Source organism: Pseudomonas sp. NMI760_13, assembly GCF_021283245.1.
Lineage (GTDB): Bacteria > Pseudomonadota > Gammaproteobacteria > Pseudomonadales > Pseudomonadaceae > Aquipseudomonas > Aquipseudomonas peradeniyensis.
Genome location: NZ_JAJSRC010000014.1, coordinates 104,750 through 124,096 on the forward strand (window position 1 = coordinate 104,750; position 19,347 = coordinate 124,096).

A 19,347-nucleotide genomic window follows, 5' to 3' on the forward strand; every position below is an offset into this window, starting at 1 on the left:
CAGTCATCCGGAGGCGCAACTCACTTCGGCCAGGCGCAGGCCGTCCTGTTCTCGGGTCTGCGCCAGGTCAAGGCTGAAGGCGCACTGCTGATCGGCGGCCTGGCCCCAGACCAGACGGTAATGCCGGTCTTCACCGACGGACAGCAGTACCTGGCCCATGGGCCCCACGGCAGTGACACGCTGCCCAGCCCCATCGAGCACGGCGGCACCAAACGGCACCGCCGTACCGCCCGGCAAGCCCACCGTGGCCAGTACCTTCTCACTGCGCCGTGCGCTGAACCGCGCCAGCACCACCGCGCCGCGCCGCGGGACCACCGTGCCGACGCCATTATCGATGTCGGTGTTGGTGTCCAGCTTGCGAGTGTCGAGGCTGATGCGGTTGCGTCGGTAAGGCTGAACGTACGGCACGAGGCTGTATCCCCGAGCGTCGGTGAAGACACCGGGAGCATTCAGCACACCTACATTCAGCGTGTCCGTGACCTCGACCAGCGCCATGGTCTCACCCAGGTGCTGCCCCAACTGGATACCCCCAGCGTGGGCCAACAACGCCCCAGACATACCGATGTTGAGCGAGCGATAGTCGCTACTGTGGGTCAGCCCCGCATTAAGGTCGGCCCAGGGCGCACGGTAACCGACAGAGGCAGAGCCGGTATTGGCCGAACGTGCGTTGCGCTGCAGGTCGAGGTTGTAGTTGAGGTTGTTGTATTCACCGGCCAAACCACTCAACCCCAAATGCTGGCCCTGACTGCCATCAGCTTCGCGCTCCACGCTGACCCTCGCGCTCTGGCCCCCTAGGGGGAAACTGATGGTCAGGCCTACCTGCAGCCCTTGCTGATCGTCAGCGCTCAGGCTCTTGCTGGCGTGCAGCGACAGGTTGGCCCGTTGTACTTGGCTGCTCACGCCGAACTGCAGCTGGCGTTGCTGGCGCGCACTGTTCCAGTAGTCCTGTTGCGACAGGTTCAGGTACATCGAAGTGCTGCTGGCAAAGCTTTGCGAAACGTTGGCCTCCAGACGGCTACGCCGGCTTACCGTCCTGTATTGGCTGTCGTCAGCCAGCGCATGCTGCCAAGTACGATCCCCCACCACTTCGCTGAAATCACGGTAACCGGGGGTCGAATAGCGGTAGCCGGCAAAGCGCAGGTTGGTCCCCGTGGCGAAGGCCTTGCCATAACGCAGGCCATAGCTCTGTCCGGTCACGGCCGAGGGCCAGATATCCGACCGGGCGTGAGTGACGTCCAGTGATACCGCGCCCAGGCTGCCAAGCCCCTTGCCGACACCAAATTGGTAGGCACGGTAACCCTCGCCCACCAGCCCCGCCACGGACAAGGTGAAATCGCGTGGCAAACCTCGGGCATATGAACCGAGCATGAAGCCCGGCTGTGCTTCGGGTGAGCTCGCCGCATGGTAATGCCCGGCGGTCACGCTGTAGCGCCAGGTACCGTCGCGCAGCAGATTGCCAAGCGTTGCATAGGGCTGGGTAAAACGCTGCTGGGTGCCGTCGGCCTCGGTGATGATCACTTCCAGGTCGCCACTGCCGGATGCCGCGTTCAGGTCACGGATCTCGAACGCGCCTGGCGGCACGAAGGTGCTGTAGAGCGAATAGCCATACTGACGCACCTCGACTTTCGCTTGAGTGCGGGCAACACCCTGAATGACAGGCGCGTAACCTTGCAGCGAATCCGGCAGCATTTGCAGGTCGCTGGCCAGTTGCACGCCGCGAAACGGGATGCTTTGCAGGGTGTCACCCAGGGTCATGCTTTCTCCGATCAGCAGTTGCCCCGCGGTGCCTGGCAAGTCACGTTGCAGATAGCTGGCTGCGCGTTCCCAGGTGCCGTCCTTCTGATACGAAGAACTGGAGCGCAGGCGCCAAGCGCCAAGGTTCAAACCACCATTGAGGTAGAGGCTGTATTGATCAGTGCCCTGATGCTGGTACTCACTCCTGGAACCGGAAAACTGGTAGTTGAGAAACCCAGCATTGATCCCTGCGTCCCACTCTTCGGGGCGCACGTAGCCCAAGGCATCGTGCCTGAGGTAGACCTGTGGAACACTGATGTCGAGCCTGAGTTGGCGGCTGTCGAAATGTACCGACGCTCCCTCCAGTGTCGCCAACCAGTCGGGACAATCCGTATCGTCGACAGCGGCGGGCAACTGGATTCCCAGCCGTTCCAACTGCGCCCGGGACAGGCATGGGCTTAGCGCTTCGCCCATGCGCCGGAAGTCGACCTCTCGTTGCCCGATTGCCTCCTGATTCAGGCGCACACTGACCAGGTAGCGCCCGGTCGGCAACGCCTGCTCGTGCAGCATGGCCTGCAGGTCACCCTGCCAGCCCGAACCGCCAATATCGGCCATGAAGCCGGTATCGAATTGTGAGCTGGCCGCGGCTTCGCGCAGCATGGCCAGGAATAGCACCGTCCCTGCCCTTGCCATTCGTCCCTGTATCATGCGGTCAGAACCCGACGCGGGTTTTCAGCGGGTCCTGGTAACCGCCATGATCGTTGATGGTTGAGAACTCGACCGTCGCGCCCGCCCCCCCGACCTGGCGCTTAAGCGGGTAATCCAGGCTCGACCTGGGCGCCAGCATGTCGATGTCCCGCAGTTCGATCGGCTTCTGGTCGTCCGTGACCCGAATGCCAATGAAGGTGACGTGGTACGCGCTGGGGTTGCTGACCCGTAGCAGTGTGCCGGTGGGCCGGTCGATCAGTTTCCACTGCAACTGCCCGGGGGCTTGCAACGCGGTGCCCGGCAGGCCTTTTGGGCGGTAGAAGAGTTTGACCCGGGTGCGCACGGCGACCTTGAGCGCATTGTCCTGGCGCTCGCTCTGCACTGGAATTTCCTGGGCGTTGAAGTAGAACACCGACTCACGATCGCTGGGTAATTCACTGGGTGTCCTGATGATCCGCACCACCTGTTCTTCGCCGGCACGCACCCTGAACAGCGCGGGCATGGCAATGAAAGGGCTGGCGCGGTCGCGGCTGTCGGCGGCGTCATTGACCCAGGCCTGGACCGCGTAGTCGTCACGCCCCAGGTTGGAAACGATGGTTGATACGCTGCGCTCGTCCGCGCCAAGCACGATGCGCGTGCCGTTGAGCATCACGCCGGCACTGGCCGGCAGTGCTGGCCAGCTGACAATGAGTGCAACACAAATCCTGCGCAGGCCGAAGGCCCCCGCGCGCGTGCGAAGAAGGGTTTTCATTGCAGTTCGAACCTGAACATTGACAGCACCGGAGCGCGACCTGGCCCCGGTGCAGGGGCGGGTTACTTGTAGTCGACGCTGAAGGAGGCCTTGGCGTTGGCAGTGCCTGGGGTAGCGGCGCCGGTGGCGATGTAGTTCGCGGTGAAACGCAGCGGCTCGCTCAGGTTGGCGTACTCGCTGGAGGAACGGCCCATCTGTACATCGTTGCCCGCGGTGTCGCGAATCTGTACCGCGACATTGCGCGCTACACCGTCGCTCCCGGCATTTTCAAGACCCAGCCATTCACCGTTGGGCCCGGCAACCCCGCTCATGCCGAGGAACCGTACGGTGGCCGTCTTGTCGCTTAGGTCGCAGTCCTCGTCCTCGACGCCCGAGGCTTGCAGATGAAGCTCGAACGCTGCGGCGCCGGCCGTATCGTTTAGTTTCTTCAGTGACTGGGAAGATACGTTGCCGAGTGACACGATCGAGCTTGCGGTGTTGTTGACATCACCGACGCTGACCGAGCAGGTTGAGGCGTTGACCGAGCCGACGAAACTGATCTCACCATCAGCGGCCATGCCGGATGTGGCGACGCAGCACAGGCCGACGGCCAATGCCGATTTCAGAAGATTCATGGAGGTGCTTCCTGTTTTCCGAAGTTGAAGGGAACCGCTGGATGCGGGCCGTTGCAGACTAGGGAAGCGATGCGCCAGGGGGTACGGGAGCCGTCTTGAATACGGGCGAGAGCAGTCTTGATACTTGCCCATATGTGGGTAAGAGCGGTCGAATAATAGGTCCGGCATGGCAGCAACCAGGCCCTGGCAGGCACTGAGGGAGGGACTGTCCCTTGACTCACACGCAAAACTCCTTGTCCCTTCCACCACTTTTTCCCATCCCCGCCTCCACCCAGAATCCGCCCCTGACACCATTTCCCGTTCAGGAGCCCACAACTTGCACTACTTCAACCCCCTGCTACTCACCCTGGCCCTGGCCACCACCGCCCAATCCACCCTGGCCGCCACCTGGCAATCCTCACCCTACGGCCCGAACGACGAAATCGGCGCCGCCAACCTCCTCACTCCCGAGGTGGTCAAGCAAGCCATCACCCTGGTCAAAACCGGCAAGACCTACCCCCTCGCCGTCCCCGTGAGCAAGGACCTGCCCGCCTTCCGCCACCGCAGCTTCCACCTCTACAACATCCAGCCCGGCGAACAGGCCGGCCAGACCCTGGGCAAGAACAAGTTCAGCTTCAACGATGAACTGGTCAACGGCTGGACCGGCGTCGGCACCCAGCTTAACGGCATCGGCCATATCGGTATCGACAACGTCTACTACAACGGTAACAAGGCCGCCGACTTCGTCACCGTCGAAGGCGTGACCAAGCTTGGCGTGGAGAAAGTGCCGCCGATGGTCACCCGTGGCGTGGTGCTGGACATGACCGCCTACTACGGCAAGGCCATCGTGCCGGGCGGGACGTCGTTCACCGTCAACGACATCAAGGCGGTGCTGAAGCGGCAAGGCATCACCCTGCGCAAGGGCGACGTGGTGCTGTTCAACACCGGCTGGCTGGAGCTGATCGGCAAGGACAACGCGCAGTTCCTCGCTACCGAGCCAGGCATCGACCTGCCGGCGGCCGAGTGGCTGGCCGACCAGGGCATCGTCGCCTTTGGCGGCGACACCTGGGCCTCTGAGGTCTACCCGAACCCTACCGGTGAGGAGTTCCCGGTCAACCAGTTCATGCTGGCCAAGCGTGGCATCTACAACCTGGAGCTGATCGACACCCGCGCCCTGGTGCGCGACAAGGCCTTCGAGTTCCTGTTCGTGCTGGGCCAGCCGCTGTACAAGGGCTCGACCCAGGTCAATATCAACCCGGTGGCCATCTATTGATCATCAGGCCTTGAGGTGTTGTACCTCGCCTCCCTGGGGCTGCTTTGCAGCCCTTCGCGGGTGAACCCGCTCCCACAGGTACAGCGCCAACTCCAGAAATTGGGCGATCCTGTGGGAGACAGCTTGCGGCCGGAGTAAATCGCTGGCCGCACTGTTTACGGAGCCGGGTAGAAGCCTCTGCATTCACGTCCTAAGGGGCCGTCTGCAAAAGTGTTGCCGCTGCAGCAGTCCAAGCCGTCACGCCCCACGTAGGTCTCCGCCCTACAGGCTGCCGGCAGCAGCTTCCTCCAGGTTTTAGTCCCTGCGTCGTTTCTGCCCGTGCCATTGAGCTCGTAGGTGCAGTCATGCTTACGCTTTTCTGCATTCGGCACCTGTTGGTTATAGGCTGCTTCCCCCAGCTGGAGACATTGCTTGTACTTGGGGAGATCCAGTTCGCGTTTGGCCTTCGCCTCTGCAATGATTGCGGTGCATTTGGGGTCACCAGGTGTAGCGAGGCAGTTGATTCGCCCACTCAATGCCTTGGCTCTTTCCCTCAAGCTTACGCACTCCTTTGCCAGCACAGGCTGCGCCGGTGTGCTGGCGCAGGCTTGCTGATAGAACGCCGGGGTGAAGTCGAACGTATCAGGGTGCGGGCCGCTCCCCCGATACATGACCTTCAAGCACTGCTTTTCACCGGACTCGAAGCAGATGCGACACTCTTCTCCCTTCACACACTTGCTGTACTTGGTACCTTCCTTGTGAGCGAACGCTGTTCCATTCATGGCTTTGGAGAAGACGACATGTGCGTCGCAGTTGGCGGGACAAGAAACCCCATCGTCGTAGATCGTGAGTTTTTTGACCTCTGCCTGGCTGGCCGGCACCGCCGCTACGAGGAACAGCATTGAGAACAGGAGTCGGATAAGCATGTGACCCTCCGTGGAACATGTATGAACCGCTGCTACTTCGGCCTTGCCCTCCTCGATAGGCAGGAGAGGCATTTACAGAGCCTAGCAGCCGTACTGGCACAGTGCCCTTGGTGCTTCACCCCGTCACCACCTCATACCTCACCCGATGCGCCTCGGTCGGCAGCGGCACCTCCCACTTGAACAGCATCCGCCGTATATCGTCATTGCGCAGCGACGTGTCGCGTCGCTGGTTACGCCGCATGATCTCCTCCTCCGGCCGCTCCAGGTAGACGATCTCCACCTGCGCCCCGTAGCCATACAGCAAGTCCAGCGTACGGCTGCGCATCTGCGCCGACAGGTGCGTCGAGTTCCACACAAAGGGCCTGCGCTCGCGCAACAGCGCCTTGGCCCGGTCGATGGCGTAGTGGGCGGCGGCGCCTTCGTTCTGGCCGTGGCGCAGGCCCAGGGCCTGGCGCGCGTCATCGAACGACACAACCGGCAAATCCGGGTGATGTCGTGCGGTCCAGGTGTCCTTGCCGCTGGCCGGCAGGCCCGAGAGCATCACCACCTGGGAGCCCTGGGGTTCGTGCAGCGCATAGTCCGGGTGCACGCGGGCGCCACGCAGGTACTGAATGCGCGTGTAGTCGTCGGCAAATGCCCGTGGGCCGTACAAACACCCCTCCTCTGCCGCCAGCTCGCGCCACAGTTCGATAGCGGTCAGCACATCGGCCTTGCCGGCATAGTCGCGGCCCTGCATGTCGGCCTCGGCCACTGCGCAGAGCATCCACACCGGCAGCTCCCAGGACAGCTTGTGCAGCAGGAACTCCGCGCTGCGTCCACTGCGGTCGCCCTGCAAGGCAAAGAACGGCAGTTGATGCACGGTGATGATCCGGCAGATCTGTTCGCGCAGCGCGAACGGCACGCCGGCGCGCCACAGCAGCAGGCGCGCATCCACCGCGCCTCGGCGCGAGTGGCCGGGTTGGCCGATGCGCCCAGTCTGCGGGTCGATCACCGTGGTGTCGGGCTTGGCGATGTCATGCAGCAAGGCGGCGAAGAACAGCACGAAGCGCTGCTCGGCGCTGGCCTCGCGATAGGCGCTCTGCGCCAGCAGCGCCTCGACCACCAGGCACGTATGGACCCACACATCGCCCTCGGCGTGATAGGTCGGATCCTGTGGGGTGTCGGCCAGGCGTGCCAGGGCCGGGATGGCCGCGAGGCAAGCGGCGCTGTCCATGTCGTGCCCGGGGTCGGGCACCAGTTGTTGCAGTTGTCGAATATCCATTTCAGGAAGCTCCTTCAGTCGCCGCGGCGTTGGCCGTGCCAGAGTTGTTGCAGTTGTCGAATATCCATTTCAGGAAGCTCCTTCAGTCGCCGCGGCGTTGGCCGTGCCAGTCCAGGGACAGGCGCGGTGCGTAGAGATCGACGCCGGCGGCCAGTTGATTGGGTATGTACGGTTGGTTGGCATGGTGCTGGTCGGCGTCGAGGATGGCCTGGACGAAGTCCTGGCGCACCCACTTGAGCCGGCCCAAGGTCTGGCGCTCGTCTTCGAGCTTCAGGTACAGCCCCTCCATGCGGCTCGAGCGATCGCACTGGCGCCAGGCGCGGGCCAGGTCGAGGCCTTCGCGGCGCACCACCTGCTCGAACACTTCGCGCCATTGCGCGGTCTTGGCCAGCGAGTCGCCGAGCAACGCCATCAGCTCGGCGTAGCGGCGTGGCGCCGGGCCTTCGTACAGCACCGGCACCGACAGCACCGGTCCATTGGCGAGCAGGCGGCGGCGCGCTGCGGTGGACAGGAACAGCCCCGTGGCGCGGTCCCACACGTCGAACTCGCAGAAAAAATGCGGCAGGTGGTCGTAGAACACCGAGTGTTTCTTGTGCAGCCACTCGCCATACAGCACGAAGCGGTCTTCAAGGCGCTCCAGCAACCAGTGCTCGTGGGCCACGGCCCATTGCTTGAACAGGTTGAACTGGCGCTCGCGGCCACCGCCGCTGAGGTAGTGGCCACGCGATTGCAGGCGGAGCTCGCCACCGTTGGTAAAGCTGATGCCGGCGTTGGCGCCGTCGAGTTTCTCTTCCACCACCAGCCATTGGCCGGCCAACGAGCCATAGGCCACCTGGCCGGCATCGCTGTCGCCGTCCTGCAGGCGCGAGCCTTGCAGATGGGGTGTGCGGGGGTATTTGAGCAGTTCGAGGGAATGTGCGTCGGCACGAAAATCCATGTTCATGGGTTTCTCCTTGGAAATAGGGAAAAACCGACGACAGGATCAGGCAGGTACGAGGATGAAGCGCCGCCGCGCGCAAGCACGGGCAGCCATCAGGCACGATGGACCGTCGTCGGTATCAGGCGTGTTTGATGGCGCAGGGCACTGGCTTCACCACTTGGCAAAAGGTTGCGGGGATTCGAGGGCGCATATTCAACAGCAGGTACCGCTAGCGGGTCAAGCCTTCAATAGCATCAATGTGATAGCATCCGCGTGCCCCTGGAGGGGCAATCTTTTGAAACCCCGCAAGGAACATGCTTCGTGAAAGACTTCGTCATCAGCGTCAACAACATCGTCCTCTACATCTCCCTGGCCGTTATCTGGCTCTTCGCGCTCATCACCCTGTTCACCGGCGGATTCCTGCCAGCCTTGGGTGTGTTCGTGGCCGGTAGCCTCGGCTGGTGCATCGTTTCCGGCTTCTGGTTCGTCCAGTCCGCCACCTACGAAGAGCTGCGCAAGCTCAACGCCAGCAAAGACTGACGCTCTGCTCGGTACGCGCGCTCATGGCGCGCCTTCCGGCAAGCGTCGGAAGAACAGGGTGATCTGGCCGATCTCCAGGCCCAACTTGCTCATGCGCGAGCGGTTGATCAGGGTGTCCTCGTCCATCAGGTACATCCAGTCGTCCAGGTCCACCTGCCAGTGCCGCCCGTCCACGGGCAGATCCAGCGTGTAGCGCCAGCGCAGTGCGTTACCGGCCACTTCACCGCGCGCCTCGCCGATCACATCCCCCGCCGTGCCGCGCCAGCGATCGGGGCCGTCAGGCACCAGCGTCCAGGTGCGCCGCTGGCGTGTGCCATCGCTGTAGAGAAACTGCTCGTCGAGGATCAGCCGTTCGCCTTCCCGGCGGCTGTCGATGCGAACGTGAAAGCGCTTCACCACTTCCCCGGAGCGCTTCTGGAACATGCCCCAGGCCTGCACCGGGCGCGAAAAAAAGGCCGCCAGGTCGAAACGGGGTTGCTCCGCGGCGTAGCGCTCGACGTCGACATTGCCGCAACTGCCCAGTACCAGGCAGGCCGCCAGCAACAGCATTCTGTACATGTTCAGGATCCTCCTCGAGGCTTGCCGGCCAGGCCGAGCAGTTGCAGGCGCAACTGGGCGTCCCGAGCCCGCGGGTCCAGCCAGATGGCGAAGAACGCCCGGGCAAAGGCCGGGTCGGCAAGGGTGCGGGTGGGCTGCTCATCGACATAGAAGCGACCGCCCTGCCCTGGCAGGTACAAGCCCGTGATGCGCATGCCGGGGCGCACATCCACGAATGCCTCCTGTAGTGCCTTGGCCCAGGCTGCAAGCTGTTGCGGCGTCACACGGCCGGCGCCTAGTCGACGCATCTCTTCAAGGCTGGCTTGCACCAGCGTGTCCCGGGACAATGAGCGGTGGTAGGTCAGTTCCAGGGCGAAAGGTTGGTTCCAGTCATGGCGCGGACCCTCGGTCCACAAGCGGGCGCTGTACAGCCGCAGGCCGAACCAGGTGAAGTCGCCACCGCCCAGTTGCTGGGCCGCCGGCAGCGCTGCACGCCAGTCCGCATTGGCCACTGGCATCGACATCAGCAGCAGGCAGAGACAGGCCCAGCGCGCAAGGAATGCCATGGCGAATCTGCAAGGAGAGAAAACCTATACAATACTAGGATTTTGTATAGATAAAATCAAATCATGTATAGATCAGCGGGTGCACCACTGCGCGATGCCGGTTGCCCGTTGTGCCTCACGGGTGAGGCGCAACGGTAGTGGATATCGGATCAAGGAAGACCAGTTGCAGCGGCTCCGCCAACAGCAGGTCGGCCTGTTCGGCAAAGCGCTGGAAGTGGCCGGTGGCCAGGTGCGAGTCCAGGGCCTGCTGGTGATCGAACGCCTCGCGCATGTAGAACGTCCCGGGCTCATCGCTGCGCTCGAAGAGCATGTAGTCGCGGTTGCCGGGTTCCGCCCGGGTTGGCTCGATCAAGGCCAGCAAGGCGGCTTTCAGCGAGGCTGCCTGGCCGGGCTTGGCCTTGAGGATGGCAAGGGAAACGAGGGGATGGTCTTGTTGGTTCATATCTGGCTCCTGGTCAGTTGCGGATCGACTGGCCTGCGGTTGTTTGTGCATGGGCTATTGACTGTGTGTGGGCCGTTGGGTGTCCGCCGCGATTCTTGCAGCGCCTATGAGATCGAGCGCCGCCCGCGCGGCGCATCGCGGGACAAGCCCGCTCCTACATCTGTTTCGGGCCAATTTTTCCTGTGAATGAGGCGGCGCCCGCCTTGGTGCATGCCTCAAATCGTGCGGGGCGGCAGTGGTGCCCATGCAGAGATTTCGTCGGGCCAACAAGGCGGACCCGGTAATGGCACAGGATTGACTGGCCCGAAACAGATGTAGGAGCGGGCTTGTCCCGCGATGCGCCGCGCGGGCGGCGCTCGATCTCAAGAGCGCTGCAAATCCAACGTTGAACGCCCTGAAAAGATGGGCTTCAGAAGCCTTCCAAAACAATCTTGCCGCGCGACTTGCCGCTCTCGACCAGCGCATGGGCACGGCGCATGTTGGCGGCATTGATAGCACCGAAATGCTCGCCCAGGGTGGTGCGCAGGATGCCCTGGTCGATCAGCCCGGCTACGCGCTCGAGCAGCTCGTGCTGGCGCACCATGTCGTCGGTCTGGTACAGCGAGCGGGTGAACATCAGCTCCCAGTGCAGCGACAGCGACTTGCGCTTGAGCGGCATGACATCCAGGGTCTGCGGGTCGTCGATCACCCCCAGGCGACCTTGTGGCCGCAGCACCTCGACCAGTTGCGCGAAGTGCTGCTCGGTATGGGTGAGGCTGGCGACATGGCTCACCGACTCGATCCCCAGGGCCTGCAGTTGCCCATGCAGTGGCGCGCTGTGGTCGATGACATGATGGGCGCCCAGTTCGCGCACCCAGTCGGCGGTCTCGGCGCGGGAGGCGGTGCCGATGACCGTCAGACGGGTCAGTTGCCGGGCCAGTTGCACCAGCATCGAGCCGACGCCGCCGGCGGCGCCGACGATCAGCAGGGCATCGCCCTCGCCGCCGCCTTCGACCAGACCTAGGCGGTCGAACAGCAACTCCCAGGCGGTGATGGCCGTCAGCGGCAGCGCTGCAGCCTGCGCCGCACCCAGGCTGCGCGGTTGGTGCCCGACGATGCGTTCGTCGACCAGGTGGTATTCGCTGTAGCTGCCGGGCCTGGCGATGGAGCCGGCGTAGTACACCTGGTCGCCGGGCTTGAACAGGGTCACCTGAGGGCCGACTTCACGGACGATACCGGCCGCGTCCCAGCCGAGTATTTTCGGCTCGCGCGTGAAAGTACCGGCACGCACCTTGGTATCGACGGGGTTGACCGACACGGCCTTGACCTCCACCAGAAGGTCCCTGGGCCCTGGATTCGGCCTGGGCATGTCGATGTCCTGAAGGGACGCAGGGTCTTCGATGGGCAGGCCGTTCTGGGTATAACCGATCGCTTTCATAGGCACTCGCTGCTGGATATGGTTTGATTCGTGAACCCAGTCTGGCGTGTCCGGTCGTTGGGAAAAACGGGTTGTACCCGTGAACACTTTCATTGCAGGAGTGAAAATGATCCGCCTCGACGACCTGGCCATCTTTGTTCGCAGCGCCGCGTTGGGCAGCTTTACCGCAGCCGCCCACGAAGCCGACCTGCTGCCCGGGCAGGCAGCCGAGGCGGTCAAGCGCCTGGAGCGTGAGCTGGATGTGCGGCTGTTTGCCCGTACCACGCGCAGCCTGCGCCTGACGGCCGAGGGCGAGCAGTACCTGCCCTCGGCCTTGGCCGCCCTCGAGGCCCTCAGGCAAGGACGGGACAACCTGCAGCAGGAGAGCGCCCAGTTGAGCGGGATCCTGCAGGTGGCCGCGCCGTCCGACCTGGGGCGCAACGTGCTGCTGCCCTGGCTCACGGCGTTTCGCCGCGAGCACCCGCAATTGAACCTGCGCCTGTTTCTCTCCGACCAGATCGCCGACCTGTTCCGCGATCCGGTGGATATCGCCATCCGCTACGGCCTGAACACCGACGCCAACTACATCGCCCTGCCACTGGCACCGTGGAACCGCAAGGTACTGGTGGCCTCGCCCGAGTACCTGGCCCGGCAAGGCCCGCTGCAAGCCCCCGCAGAACTGCGCGAACACCAATGCCTGCTGTACATGCAGCAGGGCCGGGTCTACGACAAGTGGCAACTGGGGACGCAGACCGTGCAGGTGCGTGGCGCCCTGCTCTGCGACGATGCCGATATTGCCCGCCGATGGGCCGTGGCGGGCGAAGGGATCACCTACAAGTCCTGGCTGGATGTGAGCGACGATGTATTGGCGGGGCGGCTCGTCGTGCTGTTGCAGGATCACCCAGGGCCGAGCATGCCATTGAGCCTGGTGTGCCCGCACCGCAAGCAGTTGTCGCCTGCGGTGAAGCAGCTGCACGCCTGGCTGTCGAGCCGTATCGCCGCGCTCGAACGCTACTGATCAGCCTGCTGGCAGCACGCCCTGGATCGCCGACACCACCTGCCGTGTCGCCGCTTCCAGGGTGTCTTCATTGCGGCACAAGAACCAGCCTTGATCGGCAACCGCTCGCTCGAATGCTTGCGTGCAGGCCACGTGTTCATCCAGTTCATGCATCACGGTACTGCCTAGCCCACGCGAGCGCGCCGCTGCCCTGCCCCAGGAAATTTCAGGGTCGGTGATCACGCCCACATGCAGGTCTGGCACCCGCACGTCGCATTCGATGTTCAACCGTAGAATCTCGGCAAACGGTACCAGCCGGCGAAACGCTGCATCGGACGGGTACCAGCGATCGATCAGGATGATGCTGTCCTTGGGCTGTCTGGCCAGCACATGCCGGGAAATCCAGGCCCGGCTGTGCGCAAGGCGCTCACAGACCTTCATCTCCAGTTCCCGGCAGGGATGCCTGACAAACTGGTTGACCAAAACCATGGTTTCGCCCCGATAGGGATCGCTTTTCTTCTCGCTGATGCGGATCACCTTCCTGTTGTCCGCCCTCAGTGCTTGGGTAACGGACTCCAGCAGCGTGGTCTTGCCGGTGCCTTTTGGCCCGTCCAGGGAAATGAACAGCGAATGATTCATGCTTCACACAACGATTGGATTCCTTCATCAACTGACATCGACTCACATCAGGCAGTAGAACTCGCTGACCTCGGCGACGATCTCCCGGGCGGCATTGTACAGCCTTGCCTCAGGTGTCAGGGCCATGGAGCGGGCTTCGAGCACATAGCGCTGGCCGGCCTGGAAACCGGCGTAGTCGAGGGTCAGGTAGCATTGGCGGACCGTGGTGCCGCCCATCATGCTCAGCCCGCCTCCGCCGCTCGTTTCGTAGTCGAACCTGACCACCAGCTCATGGCTGCCGGGAGTCACCTGGAAGAAGCGGCCTTCGACAAGGCGCTGCTTGTCCAGGCGTTCGGCCAGCAGGACGCGGTCGTTGGGGAACGGCAGCGAGAGGTCGACCCAGGCCATCTGCGGGTTGGCGGCGGGCATTGGCGCCTGGCAACCCGGGATGGCGGTGATCAGCAACAACAGCATCAGCCGGCGCATGACAAAGACTCCTCTGGGGCCTGTATCAAGGATAGCGCCGTGGCCTTTGCAATGGAGGGGTTTGTCAGGCTTCAGGCACCCGTGGCAGGGATTCGGCCTGGGCGGTGCTCTGCGCAGCCGGTGGGGTCAGGCGCAGCACCCGGTCGCGGCCACCCTCGGCGAGCAGATAGCCGCCCCTGCCGTCCGGGACGATGGCCTGGGGCGCCTTCAGGTAGTTGAGCACCGTGTGACGGGTGCCATCGCCGTCGATACGCAGCAGACGCGCACGGTGGGTCGAGTCCTCACTGATCCACAACCCACGCTGATCGCACAGCAGGAACGTCGGATTGCGCAGGCCTTCGACCACCACCGGGTCGGCGCCTTCGGCATTGTACGCACGAATCTTGCCGGTGGCTTTCTCGGTGTACAACAGGCGCCCGTCGGTGCAGCGGGTCAGGCCTTCGGTTTCGGTCAGGCCCGCACGCAGCACATCGAGTTCGCCGCTGCGCCAGTCGTAGCGCATCAGCCGGCCATCGCCCTTGCGGTCCTCGATGGCGTAGAGATGCTCGCCATCGTTGTACAGGCCCTGCACGTTGTTGCCTTCGAACAGCTGGCTGACCTGGCCGTTGCGCGACACGCTGACCGGCGCCCCGCCCACTTCCTGGCTGAACGCCCAGCCACCGTCGACGGCGACCATGCCGTCGGGCTTGGACAGGCCGTCGAGCAACACCACCCGGTCGCCCTCGGCGGTGATGCGCATGATGCTGCCCTTGCCGCCGTTGAGTTCGCGGCTGACCAGCAGGCTGCCATCAGCCTGGGGCAGCAGCGAGGCAGCCCGGGTCACCGAGTTGTGCAGTACTTGCACGCCCCAGCCTTCGGCGGCCTGCACCGGGTAGAAGGACTGCCAGCCGAAGAAACCCAGGGTACAGGCTACCAGACCTCCGGTACCGGCCAGAGCGAGGCGGACAGCACGTTTGCGCAAGACAGGCATCATCGATTCAGCTCCGTGGAAGTGCTGGCGATGCTAGCAAGGTGATGTGAAAAAAATGTCATTGCCATAAAGCCTGGGAAACTTCCTACACCCGCACCATGAGAATACCGTCATCACATTCAGCAATTGGATACCGGGTATTCCAACATTTAATTTGTAGATGGAACAGCCACGCCCCTATGCTGGCGGTGCATCCCCTGCACGCACCGGCCGGTGTGGTCCAAGGCATGGGGAGAGAACAACAAAGTCGAGACCGTTCATGTCGAAACCTTCCTACTTCGCCCCCCACGGTGGGCACCCGGCTCAGACCGAGCTGCTGACTGACCGTGCCATGTTCACCGAAGCCTATGCCGTCATCCCCAAGGGCGTGATGCGTGACATCGTCACCAGCCACCTGCCGTTCTGGGACAAGATGCGCATGTGGGTCATCGCCCGCCCGCTGACCGGTTTCGCCGAAACCTTCTCCCAGTACATCGTCGAAGTCGCCCCCGAAGGCGGCAGCGAGCGCCCTGAGCTGGACCCGAACGCCGAAGCGGTGCTGTTCGTGGTCGAGGGCGAGATCGATATCACCGTCGAGGGCAAGCACCACACCCTGGTGCCGGGCGGCTACGCGTTCCTGGCCCCGGGCGCCGACTGGAGCCTGCGCAACAACAGCAAGGCCAACGTCACCTTCCACTGGCTGCGCAAGCACTACCAGAAGGTCGAGGGCCTGCCGGTTCCCGAATCGTTCGTCACCCACCGCGACAACGCCACCGTCATCGAGATGCCGGGCACCGACGGCGCCTGGAAGACCACCCGCTTCGTCGACATGGCCGACATGCGCCATGACATGCACGTGAACATCGTGACCTTCCAGCCGGGCGGCGTGATTCCGTTCGCCGAGACCCATGTCATGGAACACGGCCTGTACGTGCTGGAAGGCAAGGCGGTGTACCGCCTGAATCAGGACTGGGTCGAGGTCGAAGCCGGCGACTTCATGTGGCTGCGCGCCTTCTGCCCGCAGGCCTGCTACTCCGGCGGCCCGGGCCCGTTCAGCTACCTGCTGTACAAGGACGTCAACCGTCACGTGCACCTGACGCTCAATCCGCAGCGCTGAGGGCTTCAAGGTGACTCTGCAGGTGCCGCCAGGCCCTGCAGGTTACCTGTGGGAGCGGGTTTACCCGCGAATGCGTCGGTGAAGGCACTGCCGCATTCGCGGGTAAACCCGCTCCCACAGGTCGGTGGCTGCAACACCATGCATTCCCGGCCATACTGAGCGGACCACCCCTCCCGGCCCCACGCCATGCGCCTGCCTCGTCTCCTGCTTGCCCTGCTGCTCCTGCTGCCGACCACCGCATCGCTGGCAGACGACTGGCAACTCGCCCACCAGGAGGACGGCATCGATGTCTACCTGAGCAACGTCGACGGCTCGCCCTACCAGCAGTTCCGCGGCATCACCCGGATCAAGGCCAGCGTCCGTACCCTGACCGACCTGCAGGAGAACCTACGGGTGGCCTGCAAATGGCTGTACGCCTGCGCCGACATGCGCCTGCTGGAGGTGGACGGCGACACCACCTGGGTCTACCTCACCACCGCCCTGCCCTGGCCGGCCAAGCCCCGCGACATGGTGCTCAAGGTACGCACCGAGCGCCTTGACGACGACACCCTGGTCCGCCACCTGAGCGCCGAACCCGGGCGGGTGCCGGCAACACCTGGGCTGATCCGCGTGCGCCGGCTCAGCGGCGAGTGGATCATGCGCCCGCTGGGCGAGCGCGAGACCGAGGTCACCTATCAGCTGCGCGCCGACCCGGCCGGCGATGTGCCGGGCTGGCTGGCCAACCGCTTCGTCGTCGATGCGCCGATGGTCACCCTGAAGACCCTGCGGGCGGTGGCCGAGCGTCAGCCGTAATCGCTAGCGACTGCGCAGCAGCAGGGACGCCAGCGCACAACCGAGCAACGCCACGCACGACAGGTAGAACGCATCCGAGTAGGCCATCAGGTAGGCCTGCTCGCGCACGCTCTGGTCGATCAATGCCAACGTCTGCATCACCTGCGGCGACTGCGGGTCGACCATGCCGCCGGGCAGGCGTTGCTGCAGCGCGCCGTCGAACAGCGTCAGCCCTTCGCCCACTCGCACCGAATGAAAGCGCTCGCGCTGCGACACCAGTTGCGTCAGCAGCGCCGTGCCCAGCGCACCACCAAGGTTGCGCAGCATCGAGATAAGCGCCGAGGCGGAGCCTGCCTGGGCCTTGTCCAGGCCCTTCACCGCCAGCACCGACAACGCCACCATGATCAACGGCTGGCCGATGCCGCGCACCACCGTCGAGGGGATGATCACGTTGCTGCCCGAGTCCACCGTCAGCGTCGACCCCAGCCAGCAGCCCAGGGCCATGATGGCGAAGCCGCTGGCCACAAGCAGCTTGGCATTGAGCCAGCGCATCAGCCGTGGCAGCAACGGCGCCAGCAGTAGTTGGACCATGCCGTAGGCGATCAGGCTCTTGCCGATCTCGCTGGCGCTGTAGCCCTGCACCAGCGACAGGTAGTTGGGCACCAGGAACACCAGGCCGAAGGTGGCCGCGCCGAACACTGCCATGGCCAGGCTCGACACGCCGAAGTTGTAGCTGCCCAGCAGACGCAGGTTGATGAATGGTCGCGCGCCCCACAGTTGGCGCTGGATGAACAGCGCCAGGGCGATCACCGCGACGAGGCTGAAGCCGACGATGAAGCGCGATTCGAACCAATCCTTGCGCCCGCCCTCCTCCAGCACCACCTGCAACGCCCCCAGCCCCAGCGCCATGGCGACGATGCCCAGCCAGTCCGCCTGGCGCAAGGCGCCGCGATCACCGGCCTGGCCCTTGATCGACCAGGCCACCGCCGCCAGCAGGGCCATGCCCGGTGGCAGTTGCAGCAGGAAGATCCAGCGCCAGGAGTACATGTCGGTGAGCCAGCCACCGATCGACGGCCCGGCGGCCTGGGCCACGCTGTTGGACAGGCTGAACAGTGCCATGCCCAGCGCCAGGCGGCTGGCCGGCAGCTCGGTGATGATCAGCTGCATCGACAGCGGGATCAGCACCGCGCCGGAGGCGCCCTGGATCACCCGCAGGCTGATCATCGCCTCCAGGCTGCCGGCCATGGCGCAGCTCACCGAGCTGACCAGGAACACCGCCGAGCCCACCAGCATGACCCGGCGCAGGGAGAACACCTGCACCAGCCAGGCCGTCAGCGGGATCATGCTGATCTCGGCCACCAGGTAGGCGGTGGATATCCACGAACCCTCCTCGAAGCTGGCCCCCAGCGCGCCTTCGATCTCGGGCAAGGCGGCGCTGGTGACATGCACGTTCATGCCGGCCATGAAGCAACCGAACAGGCCACCGATCACCGCCACCCAGGCGCGCAGCGAGACTTTGTCTTCAGCGCTCATGGCGGGCCTGCCGGGTGTCGACGGTGGCGATCACCGACATGCCGGGCAGCAGTCGTGGGCTGTCGTCGCCCTCCGGGTCGAGGTGGATGCGTACCGGAAAGCGCTGGACGATCTTGGTGAAGTTGCCGGTGGCGTTGTCCGGCGGCAGCAGCGCGAACACCGCGCCGGAGCCAGGGGAGACGCTGTCCACCGTGCCGCGCCAGTGCTGGCCGAAGGTGTCCACCTCAAGGGTCACCGGCTGGCCGGGGCGCATCTGCGCCAGCTGGGTTTCCTTGAAGTTGGCCACCACGTAGGCCTGTGCCACCGGCACCACCGCCAGCAGCGGCAGGCCGGGGGTGACGTACTGCTGCTGACGCACCTTGCGCTGGCCGACCACGCCGTCGAACGGCGCGCGGATCTCAGTGTCGGCCAGGGCGCTGCGGGCCAGATCGGCCTCGGCGCGGGCCTGGTCGAGGTCGGCCTGGCGTTGCAGCAGTTCGGCTTCCAGTTGCTTGCCCTGCTGTTCCAGCATCGCCTTGCGTGCATGCTGGCGGGCCAGTTCGGCGTCGGCGGCGCGCTGCATGGCCTGGGCCTGGATGCGGGTGGCGCGGGCCTGCTCCATGCGCTGCACACTGGCCGCCTGCCATTGCGCCAGGTGCTGGTAACGCTGCCAGTCGGCCTCGGCCCGCTGCGCCTCGCCGCGGCTGCCACCGCGTTCGGCGTCGGCGCGGGCGATGGCGTGGGCCTGCTCGTCCTGCTCGGCGACGAAGGCGCGCAGGCGCATGCGCTGCACCTGCAGCGCCGCCTCGCTCACTGCCAGCTGCGCCTCGGCCTTGCGCAGGCGGTCGCGAAAGTCTCGTTCGTCCAGGCGCACCAACAGGTCGCCGGCCTTGACCGTGGCGTTGTCCGCCACCGCCACCTCGGCCACATAGCCACTGACCCGGGCACTGATCGGCGCCCAGTCGGCGCGCACGTAGGCGTCGTCGGTCTGCTCCAGGTAACGGCCGTCAAGCCACCAGTAGCCGCCATAGGCCGCCACCAGCAGCCCCAGTCCCCCGGCCAGGCCGAAGCGCAGCAGGCGCTGACGACGCCGCGCGCGGGTTTGCTCGAGGGTGTGCTGGGGATCTGGGCTGACCGCCTGGTTCATGCTGGGCTCCATCCGTTGGGGGGGAGCGACAGGGTACGGAATCTGAGATTGTCGTTCGCTCGCGAATCGGCAAGCAATCGTCGCGAAATGGACAGCAGATCAGCGAATAGAGGTCCTGTAGGAGC

General features: G+C 64.4%; 20 protein-coding genes. 5 read left to right on the forward strand and 15 right to left on the reverse strand.

Features of this window, described 5'->3' with window-relative positions:
• Positions 1 to 3: 3 nt before the first annotated feature.
• The 3 genes from LU671_RS16195 to LU671_RS16205 form a co-directional block, all read right to left on the reverse strand.
• Positions 4 to 2,394, reverse strand: a complete 2,391-nt coding sequence (locus tag LU671_RS16195; protein WP_232856234.1) for a fimbria/pilus outer membrane usher protein — start codon at positions 2,392 to 2,394, stop codon at positions 4 to 6.
• A 52-nt stretch (positions 2,395 to 2,446) separates the two neighbouring features.
• Positions 2,447 to 3,193 carry a fimbrial biogenesis chaperone gene (locus LU671_RS16200; RefSeq protein ID WP_232856235.1) on the reverse strand — a complete coding sequence of 249 codons (747 nt, stop codon included), beginning with the start codon at positions 3,191 to 3,193 and terminating at the stop codon, positions 2,447 to 2,449.
• Between the two features lie 62 nt (positions 3,194 to 3,255).
• Positions 3,256 to 3,807: a fimbrial protein gene (locus tag LU671_RS16205; protein ID WP_232856236.1), complete on the reverse strand. Its 552-nt coding sequence runs from the start codon at positions 3,805 to 3,807 to the stop codon at positions 3,256 to 3,258.
• A 316-nt stretch (positions 3,808 to 4,123) separates the two neighbouring features.
• Between LU671_RS16205 and LU671_RS16210 the strand changes: the two genes are divergently transcribed.
• Entirely contained in the window at positions 4,124 to 5,059 is a 936-nt protein-coding gene (locus LU671_RS16210; protein ID WP_232856237.1) for a cyclase family protein, read from the forward strand.
• A gap of 155 nt (positions 5,060 to 5,214) precedes the next feature.
• Here LU671_RS16210 and LU671_RS16215 read toward each other — a convergent pair whose 3' ends face one another.
• The 3 genes from LU671_RS16215 to LU671_RS16225 form a co-directional block, all read right to left on the reverse strand.
• Positions 5,215 to 5,964: a hypothetical protein gene (locus tag LU671_RS16215; protein ID WP_232856238.1), complete on the reverse strand. Its 750-nt coding sequence runs from the start codon at positions 5,962 to 5,964 to the stop codon at positions 5,215 to 5,217.
• A gap of 115 nt (positions 5,965 to 6,079) precedes the next feature.
• Positions 6,080 to 7,225, reverse strand: coding sequence for an AAA family ATPase (locus tag LU671_RS16220; protein WP_232856239.1), 1,146 nt, complete (start codon positions 7,223 to 7,225; stop codon positions 6,080 to 6,082).
• Between the two features lie 82 nt (positions 7,226 to 7,307).
• On the reverse strand, positions 7,308 to 8,168 hold the full coding sequence (locus tag LU671_RS16225; protein ID WP_232856240.1) for an RNA ligase family protein: 861 nt from the start codon (positions 8,166 to 8,168) through the stop codon (positions 7,308 to 7,310).
• 297 nt (positions 8,169 to 8,465) lie between these two features.
• On the opposite strand from LU671_RS16225, the gene LU671_RS16230 reads away from it, so the two are divergent.
• The gene (locus LU671_RS16230) at positions 8,466 to 8,684 is read left to right on the forward strand and encodes a hypothetical protein (protein ID WP_050705559.1); all 219 of its coding nucleotides are present in this window, start codon (positions 8,466 to 8,468) and stop codon (positions 8,682 to 8,684) included.
• A 21-nt stretch (positions 8,685 to 8,705) separates the two neighbouring features.
• Here the strand turns inward: LU671_RS16230 and LU671_RS16235 are convergent, their stop codons facing one another.
• From LU671_RS16235 to LU671_RS16250, 4 genes are all read right to left on the reverse strand, one after another.
• Positions 8,706 to 9,242 carry a DUF3833 domain-containing protein gene (locus LU671_RS16235; RefSeq protein ID WP_232856241.1) on the reverse strand — a complete coding sequence of 179 codons (537 nt, stop codon included), beginning with the start codon at positions 9,240 to 9,242 and terminating at the stop codon, positions 8,706 to 8,708.
• Positions 9,243 to 9,244: 2 nt separating this feature from the next.
• The gene (locus tag LU671_RS16240; protein ID WP_232856242.1) at positions 9,245 to 9,787 is read right to left on the reverse strand and encodes a chalcone isomerase family protein; all 543 of its coding nucleotides are present in this window, start codon (positions 9,785 to 9,787) and stop codon (positions 9,245 to 9,247) included.
• A gap of 115 nt (positions 9,788 to 9,902) precedes the next feature.
• A complete protein-coding gene (locus tag LU671_RS16245; RefSeq protein WP_232856243.1) occupies positions 9,903 to 10,229 on the reverse strand; it encodes a putative quinol monooxygenase in 327 nt (108 codons plus the stop codon).
• A gap of 409 nt (positions 10,230 to 10,638) precedes the next feature.
• On the reverse strand, positions 10,639 to 11,646 hold the full coding sequence (locus LU671_RS16250) for a zinc-binding alcohol dehydrogenase family protein (protein ID WP_232856244.1): 1,008 nt from the start codon (positions 11,644 to 11,646) through the stop codon (positions 10,639 to 10,641).
• A 106-nt stretch (positions 11,647 to 11,752) separates the two neighbouring features.
• On the opposite strand from LU671_RS16250, the gene LU671_RS16255 reads away from it, so the two are divergent.
• Entirely contained in the window at positions 11,753 to 12,643 is an 891-nt protein-coding gene (locus tag LU671_RS16255) for a LysR family transcriptional regulator (protein WP_203646485.1), read from the forward strand.
• Here the strand turns inward: LU671_RS16255 and LU671_RS16260 are convergent, their stop codons facing one another.
• The 3 genes from LU671_RS16260 to LU671_RS16270 form a co-directional block, all read right to left on the reverse strand.
• Positions 12,644 to 13,261, reverse strand: a complete 618-nt coding sequence (locus LU671_RS16260) for a dTMP kinase (RefSeq protein ID WP_203646487.1) — start codon at positions 13,259 to 13,261, stop codon at positions 12,644 to 12,646.
• Positions 13,262 to 13,303: 42 nt separating this feature from the next.
• The gene (locus LU671_RS16265; protein WP_232856245.1) at positions 13,304 to 13,726 is read right to left on the reverse strand and encodes a PA0061/PA0062 family lipoprotein; all 423 of its coding nucleotides are present in this window, start codon (positions 13,724 to 13,726) and stop codon (positions 13,304 to 13,306) included.
• Positions 13,727 to 13,790: 64 nt separating this feature from the next.
• On the reverse strand, positions 13,791 to 14,699 hold the full coding sequence (locus tag LU671_RS16270; RefSeq protein ID WP_232856246.1) for a hypothetical protein: 909 nt from the start codon (positions 14,697 to 14,699) through the stop codon (positions 13,791 to 13,793).
• Between the two features lie 256 nt (positions 14,700 to 14,955).
• Here LU671_RS16270 and LU671_RS16275 point away from each other — a divergent pair, with 256 nt between their 5' ends.
• Both LU671_RS16275 and LU671_RS16280 read left to right on the forward strand, forming a co-directional pair.
• Complete coding sequence (locus LU671_RS16275) at positions 14,956 to 15,792, forward strand: bifunctional allantoicase/(S)-ureidoglycine aminohydrolase (RefSeq protein WP_232856247.1); 837 nt, start codon at positions 14,956 to 14,958, stop codon at positions 15,790 to 15,792.
• A gap of 192 nt (positions 15,793 to 15,984) precedes the next feature.
• Positions 15,985 to 16,584, forward strand: coding sequence for an START domain-containing protein (locus LU671_RS16280; protein ID WP_442964135.1), 600 nt, complete (start codon positions 15,985 to 15,987; stop codon positions 16,582 to 16,584).
• Between the two features lie 3 nt (positions 16,585 to 16,587).
• Here LU671_RS16280 and LU671_RS16285 read toward each other — a convergent pair whose 3' ends face one another.
• Both LU671_RS16285 and LU671_RS16290 read right to left on the reverse strand, forming a co-directional pair.
• The gene (locus tag LU671_RS16285; RefSeq protein WP_232856249.1) at positions 16,588 to 18,096 is read right to left on the reverse strand and encodes an MDR family MFS transporter; all 1,509 of its coding nucleotides are present in this window, start codon (positions 18,094 to 18,096) and stop codon (positions 16,588 to 16,590) included.
• Positions 18,086 to 19,222: an HlyD family secretion protein gene (locus tag LU671_RS16290; protein WP_203646497.1), complete on the reverse strand. Its 1,137-nt coding sequence runs from the start codon at positions 19,220 to 19,222 to the stop codon at positions 18,086 to 18,088. Before LU671_RS16290 ends, LU671_RS16285 begins: the two co-directional genes overlap by 11 nt.
• Positions 19,223 to 19,347 lie beyond the last annotated feature (125 nt).